This window comes from Acinetobacter endophylla, assembly GCF_053543775.1.
In genome coordinates this window covers 39,376-61,953 of the sequence record NZ_JBLVOM010000240.1, presented here as the reverse complement: position 1 = coordinate 61,953, position 22,578 = coordinate 39,376, and the positions used below count along the sequence as shown (strand labels likewise).

Sequence of the window (22,578 nt, the reverse complement as noted above, 5' to 3'; positions counted from 1 at the left end):
TTATAAATAACATTAACTTATAAATATTAACCACAGAGTTATCCACAATATATGAGGATAACTCTGGTCATTTTTAAATCAAGCTGTAACAATTTACGATTAGACTTCGCGCTTGGCTATTTTATGCAATCCTTACTTCGCAACCAGTAAAGGCACTTTGGAATTCCGGAAAATCGTGGTCGCAATGCTGCCTAAAAAGAACTGGTGAATTTTACTGTGACTAAATGCACCCAACACGATCAGCTGAATCCCCAGTTCCTGCTGATAGCTCAAAATATTTTCTGCGACATCGCCATAGCGGTATTGTGGCACCACATCTAAACCAGCCTGATTTAAATATTGCAAAGGCTCATTCAGAATTTCAGCATGATCCCCAATATATAGCAGATGACATTGCAATAAGCGCAGCAGATCACTTTCCGCAATCCGTTTCATCATCTTGATACAGGTCGGTGAATACTCATAGGCGAAAATAAATCGTGTCGGCGGCTTAAACTGTTCTCCGACTGTCATCACGGTACAGTTTGCCCCACGAATAAAATTTTCCACATTGGTGCCGATCGGTTTGTTTTTTTCAGCGGAGCGTTCACCGAGCAAGCCAATCACTGCGATATCATCAGGCTGCAGGATCTGGAAACTTTGTTCCAGAAAATCACCCTTTTCCTGAATATGTGTGGTTTGAATGCCATGTTCTGCCAGAATCCGCTCGGAAATATGTTGCAGCAGGTTATTGCTATAATCCAGCGCAATTTCACTTTGTTTTTGTTCAAGCTCGGCCAGTTCTTTGAGTAACATGGCATTACTTTCAAAGCCAATAACCCCGCTGATTTCTCCCAGATGATAACTGGCTGGGTAATAATCCAAAACCTGTAACAGAACCAGTTCACGGCCAGTCTGTTTGGCAATCCATGCCGCCGCGTCTGCCAGCGCGTTTATACAGGGTGATGAGTCGATGCAGGCGATGACACGTTTCATGTTTAGCCTCTCTTCTATTTATGATAAAAATTTCTTAGTTATTTTTAACTTAGCATAAGCATTCAAAAATGTGCAGCGAAATCTGTAAGGCTTGACTTGAAATATGTTAACTTTTATGTGAACAAATATAGATCAATATATCGAACTCTCTGCTGAGTCAGTCGGTTGTATCAAGCAATTGACTTCCAAAAGCTTATTCACGATAGCGAATGAATTGAGCCGGATTACCGGCGACAATCGTGCGTTCCTCAACATTCTTGGTCACCATACTGTTCATTCCCACCACGGCCTGATCTGCGATTTTAATTCCGTCCTTGATACCGACGTGCGCACCCAGCCACACATCCCGCCCGATCTCAATGCCTTGTGAACGTACCGGCTGCTGATAAATCGGCTGCTCCAGATCCATGCCGTGATCAAAGGCATAAAGATGACAATAAGCGGCGATACGTACCTGATCATGCAGTTTAATCCCCACCCGACCGCCATCCAGAATACAGTGATGATTAATCGCCACTTCATTCCCAATGTCGAGTGGACCATGCAAGGTGCAATCTGCAGCGATAAAGGTATTATCACCAATAATGATTTTACGTCCCGGCTCCGCAAAAATATGTGCCAGTGGTGAAATAAAACAGTTTTCACCAATCTCAATGGTTTCCATTTCCATCAAGTAAGCCTGATAGTCCTTTTGCCACGCTTCTGCCCAGCTACGATTTTTAGGCTTTAAAGACCAGTACAGCCAAGGCATATAATTCAGGCGATGTTTGTGCTGTTCACGATATTTCAGTAATGGATCTACGTCAGTCATCTGTCGCTTCTTCTATGATTTTGAGCTGTTCGCGGCCGCGGGTCACATCTTGAATTTTTAAGGCAAAAGATTGAATTTGATGTAACTGAAATAAGGCACTGACCTGCACCCCTTCGGCTGTATATTCTTCCTGATAATCGATTTGTTGCTGATTCAATTCATATTGAAAGATGGCCCATTCATTGAATTGACAGGAAAATTGCACCTTTTTCTTTTCAATCAGTTCAATTTTTTCTGCCAACAACAAACATTGCCCAGCACAACCGCCATAGGCACGCACCAAGCCCCCTGTTCCCAGCTTGATCCCGCCATACCAGCGATTGACCAATACCAGCACATTGGTCAGCTCATTGCCTTCAATAGTCGCCAGAATCGGGCGTCCCGCTGTTCCTGAAGGTTCACCATCATCATTAAAGCGTACCTGATGGCCAATTTTCCAGGCCCAGCATTGATGGGTGGTGCTTGGATCGCGATAAGCTTCTAGAAAATCTTTCACGTCCTGCTCATTTTCAACAGGGGTGGCAAAGGCCTGAAAGCGGCTTTTTTTAATGTCTTCCTCGAAACTGACCAGGCTGGCAATGGTAAATGGCATAACTTCAGACTTTAAACTCTCACTGCTGCAGTATACCTGCTTTGCACAGACAAATAAAAAGCCTCTCCACGGAGAGGCCTGATTTTAATCGATTGTTTTACTTATTTGCTTGGCAAATATTATCGTTCACGCAAGGCTTCTTTGGCTTTGTTAAACGGCTTAATCAGATAATCCATCACGGTTTTTGAACCTGTACGAATATCTGCGGTAGCCACCATCCCTGGAGTAATATTGAACTCCTGCCCGGCATTATTGCTGAGCTTGTCGCTGTCGGTACGAATATACACCCGATAATAAAATTGATCCTGCTTGACTTCATCGCGCAAGGTATCCGGTGAAATCATGGTCACTTTACCCTTTAGCCCGCCATAAATTGAATAATCATAGGCGCTAATTTTGACCAGCGCTTCCTGATCAGGACGAATAAAGGCAATATCACGTGGCGAAATTCGTGCTTCAACCAGTAATTTTTCATCCAGTGGCACGATGGTCATCAACTTGCCATTTTGTGGAATCACGCCGCCCAGCGTCATCACATCAATCTCTTTGACGACACCGCGAACCGGTGATTTAAAAACAGTTCGGCTCAAAGTATCCGACTTGCCACGTACCACCTGTTGCTGGGTTTCTACATCAGTATTGGCTTTGGACAATTCTTCCCGCGCATTCACATAATATTGATTACGGATATCATTCATCTGATTACGCAGGTCATTGGCTTCACGTTTTAGACGCAACACTTCAACTTCACTGGCTGCCCCTTTGGCGACCAAGGGAGCGGTCATTTCCAGTTCTTGCTGCACCAGTAACAAAGCCTGTTCCAGGCCTGCAACAGATTCTTGCAAATTGGCTCGACGCGACTGATACAGGGCCGTTTCTTCTTTAACCAATTTGGGGTATTTCAACACTTCTTCAGGAAAGACCAACGGTGCGCCGGTGACTTCCGCACGTAAACGGGCTGAAGTGGCACGTGATGACACCAGCAAGGATTCTGATTCACCGACGTTGGATTCAAAGCGGGTCGGATCAAGCTGGGCCAATACTTGCCCACGCTCGACAATCTCACCTTCTTTGACATTAAGTTTAGTCAAAATACCGCCATCCAGAGACTGAATCACCTGCTCTTTGGATGATGGAATTATTTTTCCAGTACCAGTAGATACTTCTTCCAATTTGAATAACCAGGCCCAGGTCAGTAATACCAGTAGGCCAATGCCGATAATCCAGATGATGACACTTGATTTGGGTAATGGCGGTTCCTGAAAGCTGACCTTGCTGGAACGTTTTAGTTGCTGTAGTTCACTCATGCACTTGCTCCCACAACCCGCTTATTACCACCCTGCGACTGATTCAGGATCTGATCCCGTGGTCCATCCATCACAATCTTGCCATCATTGACCACCAGAATACGATCCACCAGTTCCAATACCGCACGGCGATGAGTGGCGACGATCATCGTACGATGGGTTAAATACCCTTTAAGATGATCAATCAACTGTTTTTCTGACACATCATCAATGGCAGCGGTCGGTTCATCCAGTAGCAAAATCTTTGGTTGACGAATCAACAACCGCGCCAATAACAAGGCTTGGCGCTGTCCACCAGAAAAGCCGACACCACCCTCTAAAATGATATGATCCAGCCCTTCTTTTTTCTCCTGTACAAATCCCAGTGCACCGATAATTTGTAAGGCTTCCAGAATTTGCTGATCGGTGGCCAAAGGTGCACCCAAAGTCAGGTTTTCACGAATTGAACCATAAAATAACTGCGAGTTCTGATTTAGCAAACTCATATCACGCCGCACATCTGACGGATCAATCAGGGTCAGATCAATCCCATCCAGCTTGACCTTGCCCTGTAACGGCGTCTGCATACCAGACAAGAGCTGCAACAAGGTTGATTTCCCGGCACCGTTACGGCCCAGAATCGCAATCTTTTCACCCGGTTTGATCTCAAGCTTTGGAATCATCAGGCTTGGTTTTGGATCATCTTCGCCATATTTGAATACCACACCACTGAGTTCATAATGGCCATCCAGAGCTGGGCGATGAATCAGGTGCGAATAATCCGGCTGATCCACTGGTTTTTTCATGAGTTCATCTAGACCGGATTTCGCGACTTTAGCCTGTTGCAAGCGCCCCAGTACACCCGTAATTTGTGAAATTGGTGCCAGCATGCGTGAAGAGAGAATCGAACAGGCCACCAATGCACCCGTAGTCATATCACCCTCCATGACCGCAAAAGCCCCGACTAAAACCACAATCGCGAAGGTCAGTCCCTGAATTTTTTGGGTCCAGGCAGTCATCAAGCCGACAATTTTACGTTGCTGCATGCTGACATCGGCTGACACTTCATTCATATGATTCCACTGATTCTGGAAACGCGTTTCAGCTCTTAACAGCTTGATGTCTTCAATTCCTTGTACAGCTTCTACCAGCAAAGCATTGCGGATGGCAGATTCGCGCATCCCCAACTGGGCCAGTTGTGCCAGTTTTTTCTGCGCCAGAATTCCCGGGAGAATCATTAAAGGAACAACGAGTAACATGACCCAGAACAGATTTCCCCCAATGACCCAGAATATCCCTAAGAACAGGAAGAAAAATGGCAGATCGGCAATGGCCGTAACTGTGGTTGAAGTCACCAGTTCGCGAACGCCTTCCAGCTCGCGAATTTGTGAAATGAAAGTTCCTGTCGATTTGGAATGTTCACTGTTTTTGATACGTAATGAATGACCAAAAACCCGGTCAGAAATTTTTAAATCCGCGCGTTTACCAATGATGTCTGACAGATAGATCCGCGAGACACGTAATACAAATTCAAAAATCGCAGCGATCAGCACGCCACCGGCCAACACCCATAACGTCGGAATAGATTGCGATGGAATGACACGGTCATAGACATTCATCGAGAAAACTATCGTGGCCAGTGCCAGAATATTGGCAATTAAAGACGCAAACATCACATCGATATAGCGCTTCCAGTCCTTCAGGACAATCGACCAGAACCAGTTTTTCTCAAAGGGTTTGATATATTCATCCACCCGCGCATCTGGAACTGAAGATTCAGGACGCAGCACATAAAGATGCTTTATGCCAACCTCTAACTGTTCAATCGTGAAACTTTGAGATAAACCTTCATCACCACTGAGCTGGATGCTGACATTGCCCTGTGTGTCGATGCGTTCAATCACCCCCACATCACCACTATCGAATTCAACCAGTAAAGGTAAACACCATGGATTCAGCAGGCTGCGCTCAAATTTATTTTTACGGACATTTAAACCCATCTGACGACTGACTATCTTGAGCATGTCATCGATGTCATGATGCTGGTTCCAGTCCAGTTGCAGGCGTATCCGCTCCTCAGAAGGCTCGATCCGGTAATGCCGGGCAATATTTAAAACTGCCTGAAGCCAAGGTTGATAATTTATTATTGTAGTACTCATGGCTGAACTTCAAACCCCTGAATAGAAATGCTGTTAAGCGCGTAAATATCCCGTGTACGGCCCGTGACCTGAATGTACTGTACGATCGCCGAGTAAATGTCATAGCGTGCCGATTCAATTTCCTGCGCGGTACTATGAATGACTTGCTCTGCATTCAGCAAATCCACTACGGTTCGGGTACCCAATTTATATTGTTCTTGATACAGCTCTTTGGTGCGTACCGTGGTTGCGCGGCGCTGGGATAAACCCCCCATTTGTTTTTGTTTATTTTCAATCTGCTCGCGGATCAAGCGCACCTGATCCAGCACATCCAGATAGACCGTATTGACCTGTGCGCGTGCAGCTTCTTCGGCATAACTGGCGGCACGGGTCTGTGAACGTATTGCACCACCCTGATACAAATTACTGCTGGCTTCAATCATGACTGAATTATAAAAGCCATCATCTTCATTATTATTTGGATTCCGCCCATTCATCGCCTGACTTAGACTGCCTTTAATACTAATAGTCGGATAAGGACTTAATCGCGCCTGATCTTTTTGCAAACGGGCAACATTGACCCCGGCATGGGCCAGAATCATGTTCGGAATCTGGGTAAATTCCGGATCCTGATAAAGATCGGCCTGTGCCACAATACGCTCAGGAATCTCCCATTCAATTGCAGATACATCAAATCCTAGCAAGGTACGCAAGCGTTGTTGATATTGTCTGAGCTGGGTCTGCTGAACAATCAGATTCGATTGTGCTGCTTCCAGATTGGACTGGGCCTGAATCGGGTCAGCCTGACTGCTGATCCCGGCGCGGGCACGCAAATTGGCAATTTCTGCAATCCGTCCAATGCCCTGAATCTGCTGCTGGGCAATCTGGGTAATTTGCTGATAGCGTTTGATATTCACTATTGCATCTGCTACTTCAAATGCGATCTGATCCAGACTAACCAGCACCCTTGCCTGTTCTTCTGCCAAGCGGGCTTCTTCCACACTGATATTGGTTTTAATTTTGCCAAAGTCATACAGCATCTGGGTGGCATTCAAAGAAACGATTTGTCGTCCACGTTCACCGGAAGTGAGGTCACCTGTCCCGATACCCCCGGATAACTGCGGATAATAACCCGCTCTCGCCACATCAATATTCGCGGCCTGCGCAGATAATGTCGAAATACTCTGGGTGATTTCAGGACGTCGTTGCACTGCCCGGTGTACGGCTTCCACCAGATTCATTTTTTGTGGAATGCCACCTGTGATCGTAGGACTTAAAGCTGACTGTCCTGACTGTGGTCGGGTAATTTACGGCAGCTCAGCTACTTTTGATGTATCTAATGAATAATGACCAAGCGACGTGATATCAATGCTATGCCCTGACCGTGTCGGTTTGGGTGCAATCAGCTGGCCCAAGCCATTCTTGAGATTGGAAAAATAATGGGGTGAGTTTTCTGCATGCGCCAAAGACACAGATAAAGGCAAAAGAAGAAGTATCAATCTCTTTCTTTTTTGATCTGTTTTCCCCTGATTTTTTTTAAAGTGTTCTGCCCTAAATCGCATAATTATGTAATGTTTCTTGTTCTAGCCTAACAATATATCAAATCCTTTTAAAAGAAATCTTTTTCACTTTGATTTGAGCAAAAAAAACCCTGCATCCGACAACTGGCGTCTGATGCAGGGTTTTTATATAAAGCAGGATTATTTAAACAGTGAAATCATCACCCAGATAAACTTTTCTCACAGTCTCATTTGCCAGAATTTCTTCTGGTGTGCCTTCAGCAAGCAATGCGCCTTCACTGACAATATAGGCATGCTCACAAATCGCCAGCGTTTCACGCACGTTATGATCGGTAATCAGTACCCCAATTCCGCGATCTTTCAAGGTCGTAATAATATCCTTAATATCTCCGACCGAAATTGGATCGACACCGGCAAAAGGTTCATCGAGTAGCATAAATTTTGGATCAGCCGCGAGTGCACGCGCAATCTCGGCACGACGTCGCTCCCCACCGGATACACTCATACCCAAGGAATCTTTGATATGGGTGATTTTAAAGTCTGCCAGTAGCTCCGCCAGACGTTGCTGACGTTGTGCCTTGGTCATATCTTTACGGGTTTCCAGAATCGCCATAATATTTTCGGAAATTGTCAGTTTTCGGAAAATCGAAGCTTCCTGCGGCAAATAACCAATTCCCTTACGTGCCCGTTCATGCATTGCAAGGTCGGAAAGATCTAGATCATCAAGATAGATTTCCCCCTTATCCATCCGCACCAGACCGACCACCATATAGAAACTGGTGGTTTTTCCGGCACCATTTGGTCCGAGCAACCCAACAATCTGGCCACTTTCCATACTGAACGACACATCTTTCACTACCCAGCGTTTATTATAGTTTTTCGCCAGATGCTTAATGGTTAAGGTTTGAACCTGCTGCGATTGCTCCATTAATCACGCGCTCCCGGGAAGGATGTTGAACTAGATGGTGGAATCACGATTTGTACGCGGCCAGACGATGAACCAGTTTTGTTTGGCGTTCCGGTGGCTTCGATATCGCCTTTGTTCATGCTGTATTTTAAAGTCGCACCACGAATACTGGCACCGTCCTGTTGCAGGAAGGCATTACCTGACAAGGTAATAATCCCGGTTTCAGCATTGTAGACAATTTTCTGCGCCTGACCTTTGGCAAGACCTTTGGCCGGATCCACTTTTTGCTGGAACTGTGCCGGGCTGCCTGTCGCCGTAATCAGGCTGATCTGGCGCTTATTGTTCAGATTGGCCACAATCGAATTGGCTTGCAGCTTCATGGTACCCTGTTCAATGATGACATTGCCAGAATACGTCGTCACACCCGTCCGCTCATTGAAAGTCGCCCGGTCAGCCAGCAAGGTGATTGGCTGGTTACGGTCAGATGGCAGCGCAAAAGCAGTGATTGAACCGAGTCCAACCACAGTCGCCAGCGTCATACGCTTCAGGAAAGTGTGCATCATTTTGGCTTTAGGAGTTTGGTTCATACTTTCCTCGAATATTAAAGAATTCGTATTGACCATCATTAAGATTGGCTTTAAGACCCTGGCTGACAAATTCAGCCTGTGGAGATTCCACAATCACTGTCTTGTCTGTTTCAATTTCACGTGTTTTCGGAAAAGCGGTCAGTTCTTCAGTACGGAACTGCATTTTCCCATTTTGCATGATTTTGGTGGCGAGCACTTCTTGAGAGAGTACAACTTTTGTATTGTCATCATAACCATGCGCCATTTTGGCAAAGAAAGTCGCATCGACTTTACCGTTGTCATAGGTCGATGCTCGCAGATTTTCCAGCTTTGAGGTTTCTAGCTGCAGGTTCTGCTCAAGTCGGTCCACTTGGGCACGAACCGATACCTGGCCTGATTCATCCGTCTGGGTTAAGTTAATATTTTGAGCGGAATAGGTCATGCTGCGCGCAGAGTCTGCCTGCAGCTTGTTACCCTTGCCGCTGTAATAGTAATAACCACCACTTATTGCGGCAATAATCACGGCCGTAATATATAAAACTTTAGTATCCATAAGCGGTGTACTTAATCCAAAAGATATGACTTATTAATAAGGCGCACGAGTATATTTTTCAAGTAACTCTTGGTACATGCCTTTGGACATTAACAGCATATCGCAGATTTCACGCACCGCACCACGTCCACCCTGCGCCTGAGTCACCAGATCGGCACGGCGGCGAACTTCGACATGACCATTCGGCACGGTCACTTTCATGCCGGCAATGGCAAAAGCAGACAGATCAGGCCAGTCATCGCCCATGTACAGGCAATCTTCAGGATCTATATTGAGCTGCGCACAGGCTTCACGAAGTGCTGTACCTTTATCTTCACGCCCCTGATAGACCAAATCAACACCCAGATCCGACATACGCTTTTCTACGATATTGCTTTTACGTCCGGTGATAATAATCACCTTGATTCCCGCCTGCTGAACCAGTTTCATGCCCAGACCATCACGAATGTCAAAGGATTTGATCTCATCGCCAGTATTGGTCAGCGTTACAAAGCCATCACTTAAAATACCATCTACATCAAGCACCAGTGCTGCAATATGACGTGCCTGTTCTAATAATACATAAGATGCCATTTATTAATTTACCCCAGCCTGAATCAGGTCATGCATACTAATCACGCCAATGACTTTATTGGCATCATCAACAACTACAAATTGATTAATTTTATGTTCATTCATACGTTCCAGTGCGACCACTGCACGTGCTTCCTGAGAAATGGTCAACGGATTTTTGGTCATCACGTCCTGAATAGCCAGATTGACATCAAAACCTTGCTGCTTATCAATCAAGCGACGCAAGTCACCATCGGTAAAAATCCCCAGCAACACATCATTTTCATCGACGACTGTGGTTAAGCCCAAGCGCTTGTTGGAAATTTCGTACAATACTTTATTCATGGCGGTATCTGGCGAGACTTTAGGTAAATCTGCGCCAGTACGCATCAGATGCTTCACGTGCAATAACAGACGCTTACCCAGCGCACCTGCAGGATGTGAGCGTGCAAAATCATCTGAGGTAAAGCCGCGAGCGTCCAGTAAAGCCACCGCCAAAGCATCACCCAAAGCCAATGTTGCCGTCGTTGACGATGTCGGCGCTAAACCCAGTGGACAGGCTTCTTGGATATTACCCAACGTCAAAGCTACATCAGCATTTTGTGGCATTGGACCACGATCATCACCACTGATGGTAATCAGCGGAATTTCCAGATGTTTGATGAGTGGCATCAACATCATGATTTCATCACTCTTGCCCGAGTTTGAAATCGCAATCAGCACATCACCAGCCACCAGCATACCCAAGTCGCCATGACCGGCTTCACCCGGATGCATAAAGAACGACGGTGTTCCGGTCGAAGCAAAGGTCGCCGCCATTTTACGGCCAATATGACCTGACTTGCCCATTCCGGTAATCACCAGACGGCCAGTACACTGTAGAATAATTTCACATGCCCGGCTAAAACGGTCATCAATCTGTGTTGCTAAAATCTGTAGTGCATTTTCTTCGATGCGCAGTGTTTCAAGTGCGACTTTCTGGAAATCTAGTTGATTCGCTGTTTTTTGTGGATTCAAAGCCTGTTTACCTACGCTAAGGACAGAGAAAAACTCTGGTTTGATGGGCATAATTTTCGCAATTTTAGCATAGCTATGCAATTGTAAGCTTTCTAAATGTAGAAGATTCGACGGATTTTTAATATATTCAGATTGTATTCAACTTGCGCAATCTGGTATCTCCGCCTCTACATTCACTCCATTTTTAAAACTGTAGAATGTGCTTATTTTTATTTTTTATTAGAATATCCTCACTCTCGTCTCAATGAATGGGATTCATACTAAATCATCCTCATTTCAATTTAACTCAATTACCCTGACGGATACTGTCTCTGAAAATGTAAGCTCAATATCGCCATTTCACTTCCTGAACCTCTTCTTTATAAATCGCTCTCGTCGCCTAACTCCCCTAAATAACTGAGGCTTTTTACGCTTTTATCTTTATGAATAATTATGCTTAGGTTAAGATGATTCATCCTTTTATTTGAAGTCTTTTGAACAGCTATGCAACCATTTGTTCTATATAACTCAGAGCAACGCAAAAAAGTAGAATTCGTACCTCGTGTTGAAGGTCAAATTGATCTGTATGTCTGTGGTATGACGGTTTATGACTACTGTCATATTGGACATGCACGTACAGTGGTTGCATTTGACTATATTATCCGTTTCCTGCGTAGCCAAGGCTGGAAGGTCAAATATGTGCGCAATATTACGGATATTGACGACAAAATTATTAAACGTGCCAATGAAAATGGCGAAAGTATCTCAGAATTAACAGGTCGCTTTATTGATGCGATGAATGAAGACTTTGCCAAACTGGGCTGCCTTGCACCTGATGTTGCACCTAAAGCGACAGATTACATCGATCAAATGCAAGATATGATCGGCAACCTGGTCAACAAAGGTACGGCTTATCCTTCCAATAATGGTGATGTCTACTTTGAGGTCGAAAAATTCGCCAAATACGGTCGTCTTTCTGGCCGTAAACTGGAAGATATGCAAGCCGGTGCGTCTGAACGTGTCGACGTCGAAGTTGAAAAGAAACACCCGTTTGACTTTGTCCTCTGGAAACATGCCAAGGAAAATGAACCGTCATGGGCATCACCTTGGGGCAATGGCCGTCCAGGCTGGCATATTGAATGTTCAGCAATGTCGACCTGCTGCCTAGGCAATCATTTCGATATTCATGGCGGCGGTGCTGATCTGACCTTCCCGCACCATGAAAATGAAATTGCACAATCTGAAGCATCTACTGGCGAACAGTATGTCAATTACTGGATGCATGCCGGATTTATTAATGTCGATGGCGAGAAAATGTCGAAGTCTTTAGGCAATTTCTTCACCATTCGCGACGTGATTGAAAAATTCCATCCGGAAGTGGTACGTTATTTTATTGTGTCTTCACACTATCGTAGCCCGGTGAATTACTCGGATGTTGCCTTAAAAGAAGCAAAAAATACCTTGTCTCGTTTCTATCACTCATTTAAAACCTATCAGGCGGTTTATGGTGATCATCTGATTGAAACTCTGGATGAGGCTTTAGTTGAACGCTTTAATACCGCTATGCGTGATGATTTCAATACGCCTGAAGCGATTGCGGTATTGTTCGAAATCAATAAAGAGCTGAATCGTGCGGTGAAAGAAGAAAATGCAGAACAGGCAGCGATTTATTATGCAACTTTGCGTTACCTGACCAATATTCTCGGTCTGGTACGGCAAGACGTAGAAGAGTTCCTCAAGTCTGACATTGGTCAGGAAGCATTGGTACTATCACCTGAACAAATTGAAGATTTGATTCAACAGCGTCAGGATGCCAAGAAAGCCAAAGAGTTCGCACGTGCGGATGAGATTCGTCAATCTTTACTTGATCAAGGCGTGGTACTTGAGGATACCCGTCAAGGTACAGTTTGGCGTCGTGCTGATTAATTAATCAAACAGATTTATAGGGAGTTGACACTGCTGTGGAATTCTCTATAATCCACCTCATTGCGGGAATAGCTCAGTTGGTAGAGCATAACCTTGCCAAGGTTGGGGTCGGGAGTTCGAGTCTCCTTTCCCGCTCCAGAATACGAAAAACCCTTATCGAAAGATAAGGGTTTTTTTATTGTGTTTGAAAAAAATTTATTAATAAAATGTATATCTCAAATCACTTATTCATCCTCTTTTACCCTGACAATTTTTTTGGGTTATTCATGACAAAGTGCTATTGTGGATAAACTTTAAAACTTTCAATCCCTTTCATAACGATATCGTTTCATGACTTATAAATTGAATGCTCGTCATCTTGTTTTAGACTTACTCTACGCTTCTAAGAACTCAACCTTGACTATTAAGCGGATATTAACAGCTGCTGAATTATTGGGGATTTCTGACAATGGTATCCGTGTAGCTGTGGCTCGATTAAATCAGGAAAATTTCATTCAAGCTGTGGAACGCGGCGTGTATCAATTGCTAGAGAAAAAATTCGATACTTCTCTTATCAGCTTAAACAAACACCCTGATATGCAAACGGCGACCACATGGAACGGAAAATATGTATTGGTCTATACCGGCACTTTGGGACGTGTAGACCGTACCGCCTTATATAAAAGAGAAAAAGCGCTGCGTTATTATGGTTTTCAGGAACTAGAGCAAAATGTTTTTATTCGTCCCGATAATTTAACGCTAAATCTAAGTCCATTAAAAACAGCTGTAATCCAGTTTGGATTAGATCCTGACGCACGTTTTTTCCAAGTCAGTCAACTGGAAAGTGAAACCGAAATTCGTGATTTATGGGATATCGAAGAGCTACATCAGACCTATCATGCAGTACAGCATGATATTAACGACTGGTTTGAAAATTACCAAAATCTGACTTTAGCAGAGGCTGCAAAAAGTGCCTTTTATCTAGGTAAATCTGCCCTGTTTAGTTTACGTGCTGATCCTTTGCTTCCTGCAGAATGGATAGACACCGATGCCCGACAACAATTTGAGCTCGCAGTCCGCAAAATAGAAAAACAGGGTCAACTTTTATGGCAACACTATTTTAAAGACCAAGGGGTCTAATTTATTTCTTTTTTATACACAAAAATAAATTGACTGTAATATTTCATCCAAATATATTGAATAAAGCAATAAGAACTAAATATAGGCAGAAGAATGAACAGCAAGGTCAGTGTCACAGAACTTTTTAGTCGTGATGAAATTAAAGAACTCACCACGACCTCAGACTTGCACGGTGCCTGGGCAGTAGGTTCAACCTGGACCGTAATTGTCATGACCTTTGGCACGGTAGCCTATAGCTGGGAATATTTACCTACGTGGGGAAAAGTCCTGATGTCCGCGCTGGCATTGGCCATTTTGGCTGGCCGACAACTTGCGCTGGCCATACTGATGCATGATGCTTCGCACCATAGTCTATTTAAAACCAAATGGTTGAACACTCATTTGACTGACTGGCTCTGTGCACGCCCGATCTGGAATGATGTCAGCAAGTATCGTCCTTATCATCTAAAACATCATGCTAAAACCTCGCAGCCAGATGATCCTGACCTGGGGTTGGTAAAAAATTTCCCCATTACTCAAAGCTCACTATTCAGGAAATTCTTCCGTGACCTGAATGGGCAATCTGGACTTAAGTTCCTTGCAGGTCGAGTATTAATGGATCTTGAATTACTGGAATGGAGCGTTTCCAATGACCCCAAGCCAATTCCGCGTGGTGATCGCAGCAATTTAGAGTTAGCAAAAAATCTGTTTAAGAATAGTTCCGGTATGCTCATCTCAAATGCAGCAATTTTTTCTGCACTGTGGGCCAGCGGACATCCTAAACTGTATTTATTATGGCCTCTCGCCTATATCACTCCATTTCCTTTGTTCATCCGCATCCGCGCCATGGCTGAGCATGCGGGCCTAGAAACCAGTCATTCTGCCCTTAGCAATACCCGAACTACTCGTGCAGGTTGGTTGGCACGTGCTTTGGTTGCCCCGATTCATGTGAACTATCATATTGAACATCATTTGATGGCCTCTGTTCCGCATCAAAAGCTGGCGAGAATGCACCAGATATTAAGGGAGCGTCAGTATGTCGATGCTCCGCCAAGTTATCTGGATGTGATTCGCTCACTTTTAAAAAAATAAAAAATATTTCTGCTGCTGAGACTAGGGTGTGTTGACACTTTTAGCTTAAAAAAATAGCGAAGTAGTAAAATCAAATCGCCAAACCCAATTTTACTATTCGCTATGCCTCGTACCATGCTGACAGATCAACACTGGCAAAAGTTGAAAGTTATTCTGCGTAATTTATCCATTCACCACAACTCAAATTTACGCAATTTTATTGAAGCTATTCTCTATAGAATTAGAACAGGCTGTCCGTGGCGAGATATTCCTTCTTGTTTTGGTCATTCAAACTCTATTTTCAAACGTTTTAATCGTTGGTCAAGCAGCGGTAAGTTACTTAGATTATTCAAATTACTAGCCTCATGCCCCGATATGGAGTGGATTTTTATTGATGGCTCTCATGTACGTGCTCATCAACATTCTGCCGGCATAGCGAATCAATCTATTTCTAAAAGTGTAGGAGGAAACTCCTCAAAAATACATTTGATTGTTGATGCACATGGCAATCCTATTGATTTCGTGATTACCGATGGAACCACACATGATGTTAAAGTTGCACCTGATTTAATATCAACATTAGATTTAAAAGAGACAAAAGTGGTATGTGCAGATAAAGGCTATGATTCAGAACCACTGCGTGAACAGATCAGGAAAACAGGGACTAAAGCGAATATACCAAAGAAAACAAATAGCCAATCGAACAATGACCATATGGACTGGTATTCATATAAAATCAGGCATTTAGTTGAAAATATGTTTTGTAGATTAAAGCAATTTAGAGGAATAGCTACTCGATATGACAAGCTCAAAAGAAATTATCAAAGTTCTGTTGCTTTAGCCTGTATATTTTTATGGCTACCTTTATAGGGTTAATTATGAACAGTAAATGTCAACAGACCCTATTCAATTTCAATGCTGATGGCTTTCGGCATGTGAATGCGGATGTGAGGATTGTCCCCGATGTTCCGGCGGACAATCTTCCGCTTCGATCTGCAAGGTCATCTCGGTAATATGATGCTCATGGTGGAGCATCTCGAAAGCTTGATGACGCAGTTTCCGATAATCCACATTCGGCGCAACCAGATGCACTGTCAGCATGACTTTTTTGGAAGTAATCGCCCAGACCTTGAGCTGATGAATATCCTGGACCCCGTCAAGCGCCAAGAGATCGTGACGTAATTTTTCAATATCAATTTCCTCCGGCACACCTTCAAGCAGAATATTGATGCTCTGTTTCAGCAAAACCCAGGTTCTTGGCAATACCCAAAATCCGATTAATACTGCAATGAGTGTATCTATCCACATCCAGCCGGTGAAATAAATCACTAGCGCTCCAATAATCACGCCTACAGATCCCAACGCATCACTCAGCACTTCCAGATAAGCGCCTTTGACATTGAGGCTTTCCTGACTGCTGGATACCAGAATTTTCATGGAAATCAGATTAATGATTAGCCCCAAGGTGGCCACGCTCATCATGCCCAAGCTCTGGATTTCCGGCGGATGACTCAAACGCTGATAAGCTTCAAACAAAATATAAATCGCAACCACAAATAGCATCACGGCATTAAACAGGGCAGCCAGAATTTCAAAACGCTGATAACCAAATGTCCGTTTATTGTCTGCCGGTTTTTGTCCAATTTTGATAGCGACTAAAGCAATAGCCAATGCAGCAGCATCGGTAAACATATGCGCAGCATCAGAAAGTAAGGCCAAACTTTGAGTTAGAAAACCAGCAATCACTTCCACAATTAAAAAAGTCGTGGTTAATGCCAACGCTATTGATAATTTTTTGGCATTTTTTGCAGTCACGGCGACATGACTATGTTCATGATGATGTGAATTCCCCACCGGCCACTCCTTCCTTCTTATTCAATGAGGACTATATCCTCAGCATCTTTTCAAGTTTTCTTCTGATTCATATTACGCTTGAATTTTATATATTTAAGTAGGTTTTTTATGAACTGTTTTATCAGTCGGCATTAAATTAAAGTTTTAGCTTTTTCATGCTCTGCCAGCCACGCCTGTACCGAAGCACGCTTAAAATTACGCTCGACATATTCTATTATTTTCACAGGAAGTTTCACCTGATGACTCAGCAGACGATGCAAAATAAAGGCCAAATCAAAGTCTGCAATGGACCAGTGTTCAGTCAACCATATGTCCTCCAGCATATGTTCTGCCACATTCACCAAGCGCTGAATTTCTTCAGTGATCGGAGCTGTAAGAGGTGTAGATATTTTTGCTGGATGAAATACCGAATCAGAAGGCATTTGCTGGCGGATTTGCATAAAATCGGTTTTGACCAAGGCTTGTAGGGCGCGACATTTGGCTCTGGCCTGAATTTCCTTTGGATATAATGCCGGATAATTAGGTGCTGGAAAGACATCCTCCAAGTATTCAGTGATTGCCCATGATTCAAACAGACTAAAATGATCTAGCGTTAAACACGGAACTTTAGCACTTGGGCAAATGGCTTGATAAGCCTCAGATTTCTGTTGCTGCTGATCTAAATCGACCACTATTTCCTGAAAATCTAAACCCTTTTCTTTTAAGGCAACATAGACCGACATGGCATAAGGGCTGATTCTGTTTTTATCGACATATAAACTTATATTTTGCATATCCTTGATCCTGATAGGCTTGTTGTTTTTATTCAGTACGGCAGCCTTACTCTACTCTCTTTCCTATATAAAAGGAAAATGACCCGCTTCATGTAGCAATCACACAAAAATGTTTATACAGTTGCCGATAGCGAAGCGATATTCATTATTTTCTATTTTGCACAGGATCGGTAGATAAAGCCTTTTATTTTGCTTTTGATTCACGTTAAATTAAATCATTCTCTTGATATCAAAAAACTATGCTGAACTTAGCCCACCTCCCCGATACCGTTTATGCCATTCAACATCTCGCTTTTGAAGACTTAGGCGCTTGGGAAGATATTTTTTATCAGCTCGGCTTACGTGTGCGTTATTTCGAAGCCGGTATCGATGATCTCACTAAGGCTTTTGAACATCCCGGATTAACAGTCATTCTCGGTGGCCCGATTGCAGTCTATGAAACTGAGGATTATCCTTTTTTACAACAGGAAATAGACTTACTTAAAGTTCGCCTGCAAAAGAATTTACCGACATTAGGCATCTGTTTAGGTGCGCAATTAATTGCTGCTGCATTGGATGCTGAAGTCTATCCAGGAGATGTAAAGGAAATTGACTGGTCTAAACTCAGTCTTGCTTCTATTGAAAATAATCCACTAAAAGCTCTGGATGATATTGACGTCCTGCATTGGCATGGTGATACCTTTGACCTACCTGAACAGGCTGAATTGCTGGCCAGCTCTGATCTTTATCCAAATCAGGCCTTTCGGGTAGGACAGAACATTCTAGCACTACAATTCCATGCTGAAGTGGCCAGTGAAAGTTTAGAGAAATGGCTGATTGGACATACCTGTGAGTTACGCAAAGCCCAGATCAATATCCCTGCCTTGCGGGCGGATCATCAAAGCTATGCACCCGCGCTTGAACAGGCAGCCAGTTCGGTATTGATGCATTATTTAGAAAACCTGCAACTTAAATAACCGTAATAAAAAAGCACCCAACTGGGTGCTTTTTTATTTGTCATTTTTACTTTTTCGGAGCAGGTACAGAAGCCTCGGTAGTAATGTTTACTGTAATTTTATCGCCCACATTTGGAACATAACCGCCTACCCCAAAGGCTGAACGGTTAAATGAAGTGGTTGCATTGAAACCAATCGTTTGTAATTTAGTCATTGGATGTACGCCTTGTTTATTTAAAACTGCATCCAGTACCACAGGTTTAGTGACATCTTTCACGGTTAAGTTGCCGGTGATTTTATATTTGTTTTTGCCTAAAGCCTGAACTTTAGTACTTTTAAAAGTAATATTCGGATATTTGGCAACATCAAAAAATTCTGCTGTCTTAATATGGTCATCCAGTGCTTTCACATTCGTATTAATGCTTGCAACCGGGATGTTCACATTGACCGAAGAATTCGCAGGTTTTTCATTATCAACATTAATGGTGCCTTGGATGTCACTGAAGTTTGCAGATGGCGTAGAGAAACCAAAGTGGCTCCAAGAGAAAACAGTTGCTGAATGAGTCGGGTCAATCGTATAGGCCACTGGTTTTGCCATAGAAACTGTTGCTACAGATGCGACCGCCAAGCCTAATGCTAATGTTTTGAAATTCATGTTTTTATCTCACGTTTTGGATGTAATTAAGTGTATAGAATCTGGAACCGTTTACAGCCCTAAAGATAAAACGTTTTGTTGCAGCGATGAAACGATAAAATTGTAAGTTATTTTTTTAATTTTTGAGCTTTAATCCATACGGTACTGAATGAATCCTGTTTTCTTGGCGACTTTGTTATACAACGCTTGTGCCTGATGGTTTGATTCCTGAGTCAGCCAGTAAACCCGGTCGCAATTACGCTGCTGCGCGACCTGATAGACATGTTGAATCAGCTTGCGCGCCACGCCTTGTCCGCGATAGTCCGGATGGGTAAATAGATCCTGCAAATAGGTATAAGGTCTTACTGTCCAGCTACTGTTATGTTCGATGACATGCACAATCCCAACGACCTTTCCATCTATCAGCGCCGCAAAACCGTACATTGAATCTAGCTCATAATTGGTTAATTTATCCCAGGTATTTTTACTTACCTCATCCGAAATTTGGGTATGATAAAAGCGTTGATAGTCTTGCCATAAAAATAGCCATTCTGGCTGTGATATTTGCTCTAAAGATTTGATCTGGGATGATATTTCCATATTGAGTAACTTCTTTGGTTTATGTATTTAATTATCTTTAAGTCAATTACTTACGATATAAGTCATTAAGTTTTTATGATGACATAAACTTAGATTTATCTTATCTAATGTTCATAAGCAACTGCCAGATGAAAATCATCCGATATAAAAAAAGCCCCGCTCAGGGACTTTTAGTATTTTCTATTAAAGTTTTTCAACCAGAATACGATCAACCTGTTTTAGGCTAGTCGTCTTTTCATGATTTTTACGACGCACTTTAATGACCTTTTCTTCGGCTAATTCTTGCAGCATTAAATCAACTGCAACCATCGCTTCAAGAGCTAACTCCTGTCCGATCCACTTGAGTTCGCCTGCATCCATTAAAGTAATTTCATCGTTAATTTGTTCATACAAGCTCATGTTCTTCTCACTCTTTCATTTCGACTATGGGAGAACCTTCTAACAGTTGCCACATGAAAACAACGCTAAAAAGCGAAAAAATAAAAGACGCCCCAAAACTGGAGCGCCTTTTAATAAACCGCCTAATCAGTTGATTATGCAGTAATCTCTTTTACAGCTGCTACCACTGCTTCAGTGGTAATCCCGAAGAACTGGAACAGATCTTTTGCAGGTGCAGATTCACCATAAGTGGTCATACCGATGACGCGACCATCAAGACCCACAAATTTCCACCAGTAATCTACATGCGCAGCTTCAACAGCAACACGTGCGCGGATGTTTGATGGAAGAACCGCTTCACGATAAGCTGCATCTTGCTTCATGAATTCTTCAGCACATGGCATAGATACTACACGCACGCCTTCAAGCTGTGCATAAGCTTCCATAGCCAGAGATACTTCAGAACCAGTTGCAATAATGATGGCTTTCAATTCACCTTTTTCTTCAGCCAATACATAGCCACCTTTCGCAGCATTCTCAATTTGAGCTTGAGTACGGGTTTGGAATGGCAAGTTCTGACGAGAGAAGATCAATGCGGTCGGACCTTCAGCACGCGTTAATGCAGATTTCCAAGAAATTGCTGCTTCAACGGTGTCACATGGACGCCATGTGTTTAGATTTGGCGTACCACGAAGGGATGCGATCTGCTCAACAGGTTGATGCGTTGGACCATCTTCACCTAGACCAATTGAGTCATGCGTATACACATGGATCACGCGCTGTTTCATCAATGCAGACATACGTACGGCATTACGTGCATATTCCATAAACATGAGGAATGTTGCTACGTAAGGAATGAAACCACCATGCAGTGCAACACCATTCGCGATTGCAGTCATACCGAATTCACGTACGCCATAGTGTACGTAGTTACCTGCCGGATTGTCCTGTACGCCTTGCGCGCCTTTCCAAAGGGTCAGGTTAGAACCTGCAAGATCCGCAGAACCACCTAGAACTTCTGGCAATAATGGAACAAGTGCTTGCAATGCATTTTGGCTTGCTTTACGCGTCGCAATCGTTTCAGCTTTGGCATTCACTTCTGCAATATACGCATCCGCTTTTGCAACGAAGTCAGCCGGTAATTCACCAGATAAACGACGTTTAAGCTCAGCGGCTTCAGTTGGATATTTTGCAGCATAAGCAGCAAATGTTTCGTTCCAAGCTGCTTCTGATTCAGCACCTTTAGCTTTCGCATCCCAAGCTGCGTAAACATCTTCAGGAATTACAAATGCTTCATCAGTCCAGCCTAGTGCTTCACGAGTCAAGACGATTTCGTCATGACCGAGTGGTGCACCATGACTGTCTTCTTTACCTTGCTTGTTTGGTGAACCCAGACCAATCACAGTTTTACAAATAATGATGGTTGGTTTAGCAGTTTCAGCTTTAGCTTCTAAAGTTGCCTGACGGATTGCATCTGCATCGTGGCCATCAACTTTAATCACTTGCCAGCCGTACGCCAGGAAGCGTTGTTCTGTATTGTCAGAGAACCAGCCTTCCACTTCGCCATCAATCGAGATGCCATTGTCGTCATAGTAAGCAATCAATTTGCCCAGACCCAATGTTCCTGCCAAAGAACATGCTTCGTGAGAAACACCTTCCATCAAACAGCCATCGCCAAGGAAGCAGTAAGTGAAGTGATCTACAACTTGGATATCGTCTTTGTTAAATTGTGCAGCTAGGGTTTTTTCAGCCAGTGCAAAACCAACAGCATTCGCGATGCCTTGACCTAAAGGACCAGTCGTCGTTTCAATTCCTGGCGCATAGCCCAATTCCGGGTGACCAGGTGTTTTAGAATGAAGTTGACGGAATGCTTTTAGATCTTCAATCGAAAGATCGTAGCCCGTTAAATGAAGAAGCGCATATTGAAGCATAGAGCCATGGCCATTTGACAATACAAAACGGTCACGGTTTGCCCAATTCGGGTTGGTCGGGTTGTGGTTCATGAATTCACGCCAAACCACATCAGCGATATCTGCCATCCCCATTGGAGCACCTGGATGTCCTGAGTTTGCTTTTTGCACAGCATCCATTGCCAATACACGAATTGCGTTTGCAATACGACGTTCATTAAGCGGGGTTGTCATAAATCAGAGTCCAAAATATTCAGAAATAGGAAATGATGAAAAGACTTTCAAAACTGCTGTCTATTGTCTTAAAAAAACAGCGAGGGGTAAAGACTAACCAACAATATTTATCAGTTTATTGAGTGTCTCTTGCCTTATCGTACAATTATTCCACATTTCTTCTTCGGCTTTGATTCGCTCTACTGGTTTACAGATTGAATTATCCTGCATTTCAAAAGCGACTTTAATTTCTGTATCTGGATTTCAAGCTGATAAACAGGATTGAATTT

General features: G+C 43.4%; 20 protein-coding genes, 1 tRNA gene and 2 pseudogenes. 6 read left to right on the top strand and 17 right to left on the bottom strand.

All coding sequences use genetic code 11. The annotated features are described in order from the left end of the window. Nucleotides 1-132 precede the first annotated feature (132 nt). The 11 genes and pseudogenes from ACNPNW_RS10280 to ACNPNW_RS10230 all read right to left on the bottom strand — a co-directional run bounded on the left by ACNPNW_RS10280 (nucleotide 133) and on the right by ACNPNW_RS10230 (nucleotide 10,968). Entirely contained in the window at nucleotides 133-975 is an 843-nt protein-coding gene (locus ACNPNW_RS10280) for a universal stress protein (protein WP_420937243.1), read from the bottom strand. A gap of 193 nt (nucleotides 976-1,168) precedes the next feature. Beyond that, a complete protein-coding gene (locus ACNPNW_RS10275; protein ID WP_420937242.1) occupies nucleotides 1,169-1,786 on the bottom strand; it encodes a DapH/DapD/GlmU-related protein in 618 nt (205 codons plus the stop codon). Then, nucleotides 1,779-2,378 (bottom strand): IMPACT family protein, encoded by a 600-nt coding sequence (locus ACNPNW_RS10270; protein WP_195724837.1) that lies wholly within the window; start codon nucleotides 2,376-2,378, stop codon nucleotides 1,779-1,781. The genes ACNPNW_RS10275 and ACNPNW_RS10270 overlap by 8 nt, the downstream gene beginning before the upstream one ends. Nucleotides 2,379-2,497: 119 nt before the next feature. Next, nucleotides 2,498-3,685 (bottom strand): beta-barrel domain-containing protein, encoded by a 1,188-nt coding sequence (locus tag ACNPNW_RS10265; RefSeq protein ID WP_420937241.1) that lies wholly within the window; start codon nucleotides 3,683-3,685, stop codon nucleotides 2,498-2,500. Further along, nucleotides 3,682-5,823: a type I secretion system permease/ATPase gene (locus ACNPNW_RS10260; protein WP_420937240.1), complete on the bottom strand. Its 2,142-nt coding sequence runs from the start codon at nucleotides 5,821-5,823 to the stop codon at nucleotides 3,682-3,684. The genes ACNPNW_RS10265 and ACNPNW_RS10260 overlap by 4 nt, the downstream gene beginning before the upstream one ends. After that, nucleotides 5,820-7,286: pseudogene (locus tag ACNPNW_RS10255) on the bottom strand (TolC family outer membrane protein). The gene ACNPNW_RS10260 and the pseudogene ACNPNW_RS10255 overlap by 4 nt, the downstream one beginning before the upstream one ends. Nucleotides 7,287-7,506: 220 nt before the next feature. Next, nucleotides 7,507-8,250: an LPS export ABC transporter ATP-binding protein gene (gene lptB, locus ACNPNW_RS10250; protein ID WP_005104345.1), complete on the bottom strand. Its 744-nt coding sequence runs from the start codon at nucleotides 8,248-8,250 to the stop codon at nucleotides 7,507-7,509. Beyond that, on the bottom strand, nucleotides 8,250-8,816 hold the full coding sequence (lptA, locus tag ACNPNW_RS10245; RefSeq protein ID WP_420937239.1) for a lipopolysaccharide transport periplasmic protein LptA: 567 nt from the start codon (nucleotides 8,814-8,816) through the stop codon (nucleotides 8,250-8,252). The genes lptB and lptA overlap by 1 nt, the downstream gene beginning before the upstream one ends. Next, nucleotides 8,800-9,348 (bottom strand): LPS export ABC transporter periplasmic protein LptC, encoded by a 549-nt coding sequence (lptC, locus tag ACNPNW_RS10240; protein WP_004279957.1) that lies wholly within the window; start codon nucleotides 9,346-9,348, stop codon nucleotides 8,800-8,802. Before lptC ends, lptA begins: the two co-directional genes overlap by 17 nt. Before the next feature lie 33 nt (nucleotides 9,349-9,381). Then, the gene (locus tag ACNPNW_RS10235; protein WP_004279958.1) at nucleotides 9,382-9,921 is read right to left on the bottom strand and encodes a KdsC family phosphatase; all 540 of its coding nucleotides are present in this window, start codon (nucleotides 9,919-9,921) and stop codon (nucleotides 9,382-9,384) included. A gap of 3 nt (nucleotides 9,922-9,924) precedes the next feature. Next, a complete protein-coding gene (locus tag ACNPNW_RS10230) occupies nucleotides 9,925-10,968 on the bottom strand; it encodes a KpsF/GutQ family sugar-phosphate isomerase (protein ID WP_004279959.1) in 1,044 nt (347 codons plus the stop codon). Between the two features lie 432 nt (nucleotides 10,969-11,400). Between ACNPNW_RS10230 and cysS the strand changes: the two genes are divergently transcribed. The 5 genes and pseudogenes from cysS (at nucleotide 11,401) to ACNPNW_RS10205 (ending at nucleotide 15,880) form a co-directional block, all read left to right on the top strand. After that, complete coding sequence (gene cysS, locus ACNPNW_RS10225; RefSeq protein ID WP_247144201.1) at nucleotides 11,401-12,822, top strand: cysteine--tRNA ligase; 1,422 nt, start codon at nucleotides 11,401-11,403, stop codon at nucleotides 12,820-12,822. 62 nt (nucleotides 12,823-12,884) lie between these two features. Beyond that, a tRNA-Gly gene (locus tag ACNPNW_RS10220) sits at nucleotides 12,885-12,960 on the top strand. A gap of 192 nt (nucleotides 12,961-13,152) precedes the next feature. Continuing rightward, nucleotides 13,153-13,941, top strand: coding sequence for a hypothetical protein (locus ACNPNW_RS10215; protein WP_448766965.1), 789 nt, complete (start codon nucleotides 13,153-13,155; stop codon nucleotides 13,939-13,941). 93 nt (nucleotides 13,942-14,034) lie between these two features. After that, on the top strand, nucleotides 14,035-15,012 hold the full coding sequence (locus tag ACNPNW_RS10210) for a fatty acid desaturase family protein (RefSeq protein WP_420937237.1): 978 nt from the start codon (nucleotides 14,035-14,037) through the stop codon (nucleotides 15,010-15,012). A 102-nt stretch (nucleotides 15,013-15,114) separates the two neighbouring features. Then, nucleotides 15,115-15,880, top strand: a pseudogene (locus ACNPNW_RS10205) (IS5-like element ISAba31 family transposase). A gap of 23 nt (nucleotides 15,881-15,903) precedes the next feature. Here ACNPNW_RS10205 and ACNPNW_RS10200 read toward each other — a convergent pair. Both ACNPNW_RS10200 and yfcF read right to left on the bottom strand, forming a co-directional pair. Continuing rightward, on the bottom strand, nucleotides 15,904-16,845 hold the full coding sequence (locus tag ACNPNW_RS10200) for a cation diffusion facilitator family transporter (protein ID WP_420938082.1): 942 nt from the start codon (nucleotides 16,843-16,845) through the stop codon (nucleotides 15,904-15,906). Nucleotides 16,846-16,976: 131 nt separating this feature from the next. Beyond that, nucleotides 16,977-17,618 (bottom strand): glutathione transferase, encoded by a 642-nt coding sequence (gene yfcF / locus ACNPNW_RS10195; protein WP_253158934.1) that lies wholly within the window; start codon nucleotides 17,616-17,618, stop codon nucleotides 16,977-16,979. A 239-nt stretch (nucleotides 17,619-17,857) separates the two neighbouring features. Between yfcF and ACNPNW_RS10190 the strand changes: the two genes are divergently transcribed. Continuing rightward, a complete protein-coding gene (locus ACNPNW_RS10190) occupies nucleotides 17,858-18,574 on the top strand; it encodes a glutamine amidotransferase (RefSeq protein WP_219309591.1) in 717 nt (238 codons plus the stop codon). Between the two features lie 46 nt (nucleotides 18,575-18,620). Here ACNPNW_RS10190 and ACNPNW_RS10185 read toward each other — a convergent pair whose 3' ends face one another. The 4 genes from ACNPNW_RS10185 to tkt form a co-directional block, all read right to left on the bottom strand. Continuing rightward, on the bottom strand, nucleotides 18,621-19,208 hold the full coding sequence (locus ACNPNW_RS10185; protein ID WP_034702946.1) for a YceI family protein: 588 nt from the start codon (nucleotides 19,206-19,208) through the stop codon (nucleotides 18,621-18,623). A gap of 129 nt (nucleotides 19,209-19,337) precedes the next feature. Further along, entirely contained in the window at nucleotides 19,338-19,787 is a 450-nt protein-coding gene (locus tag ACNPNW_RS10180) for a GNAT family N-acetyltransferase (protein ID WP_420938083.1), read from the bottom strand. Nucleotides 19,788-19,970: 183 nt separating this feature from the next. After that, a complete protein-coding gene (locus ACNPNW_RS10175) occupies nucleotides 19,971-20,186 on the bottom strand; it encodes a hypothetical protein (RefSeq protein WP_311203498.1) in 216 nt (71 codons plus the stop codon). A 134-nt stretch (nucleotides 20,187-20,320) separates the two neighbouring features. Next, nucleotides 20,321-22,309 carry a transketolase gene (tkt, locus tag ACNPNW_RS10170; protein WP_420938084.1) on the bottom strand — a complete coding sequence of 663 codons (1,989 nt, stop codon included), beginning with the start codon at nucleotides 22,307-22,309 and terminating at the stop codon, nucleotides 20,321-20,323. Nucleotides 22,310-22,578 lie beyond the last annotated feature (269 nt).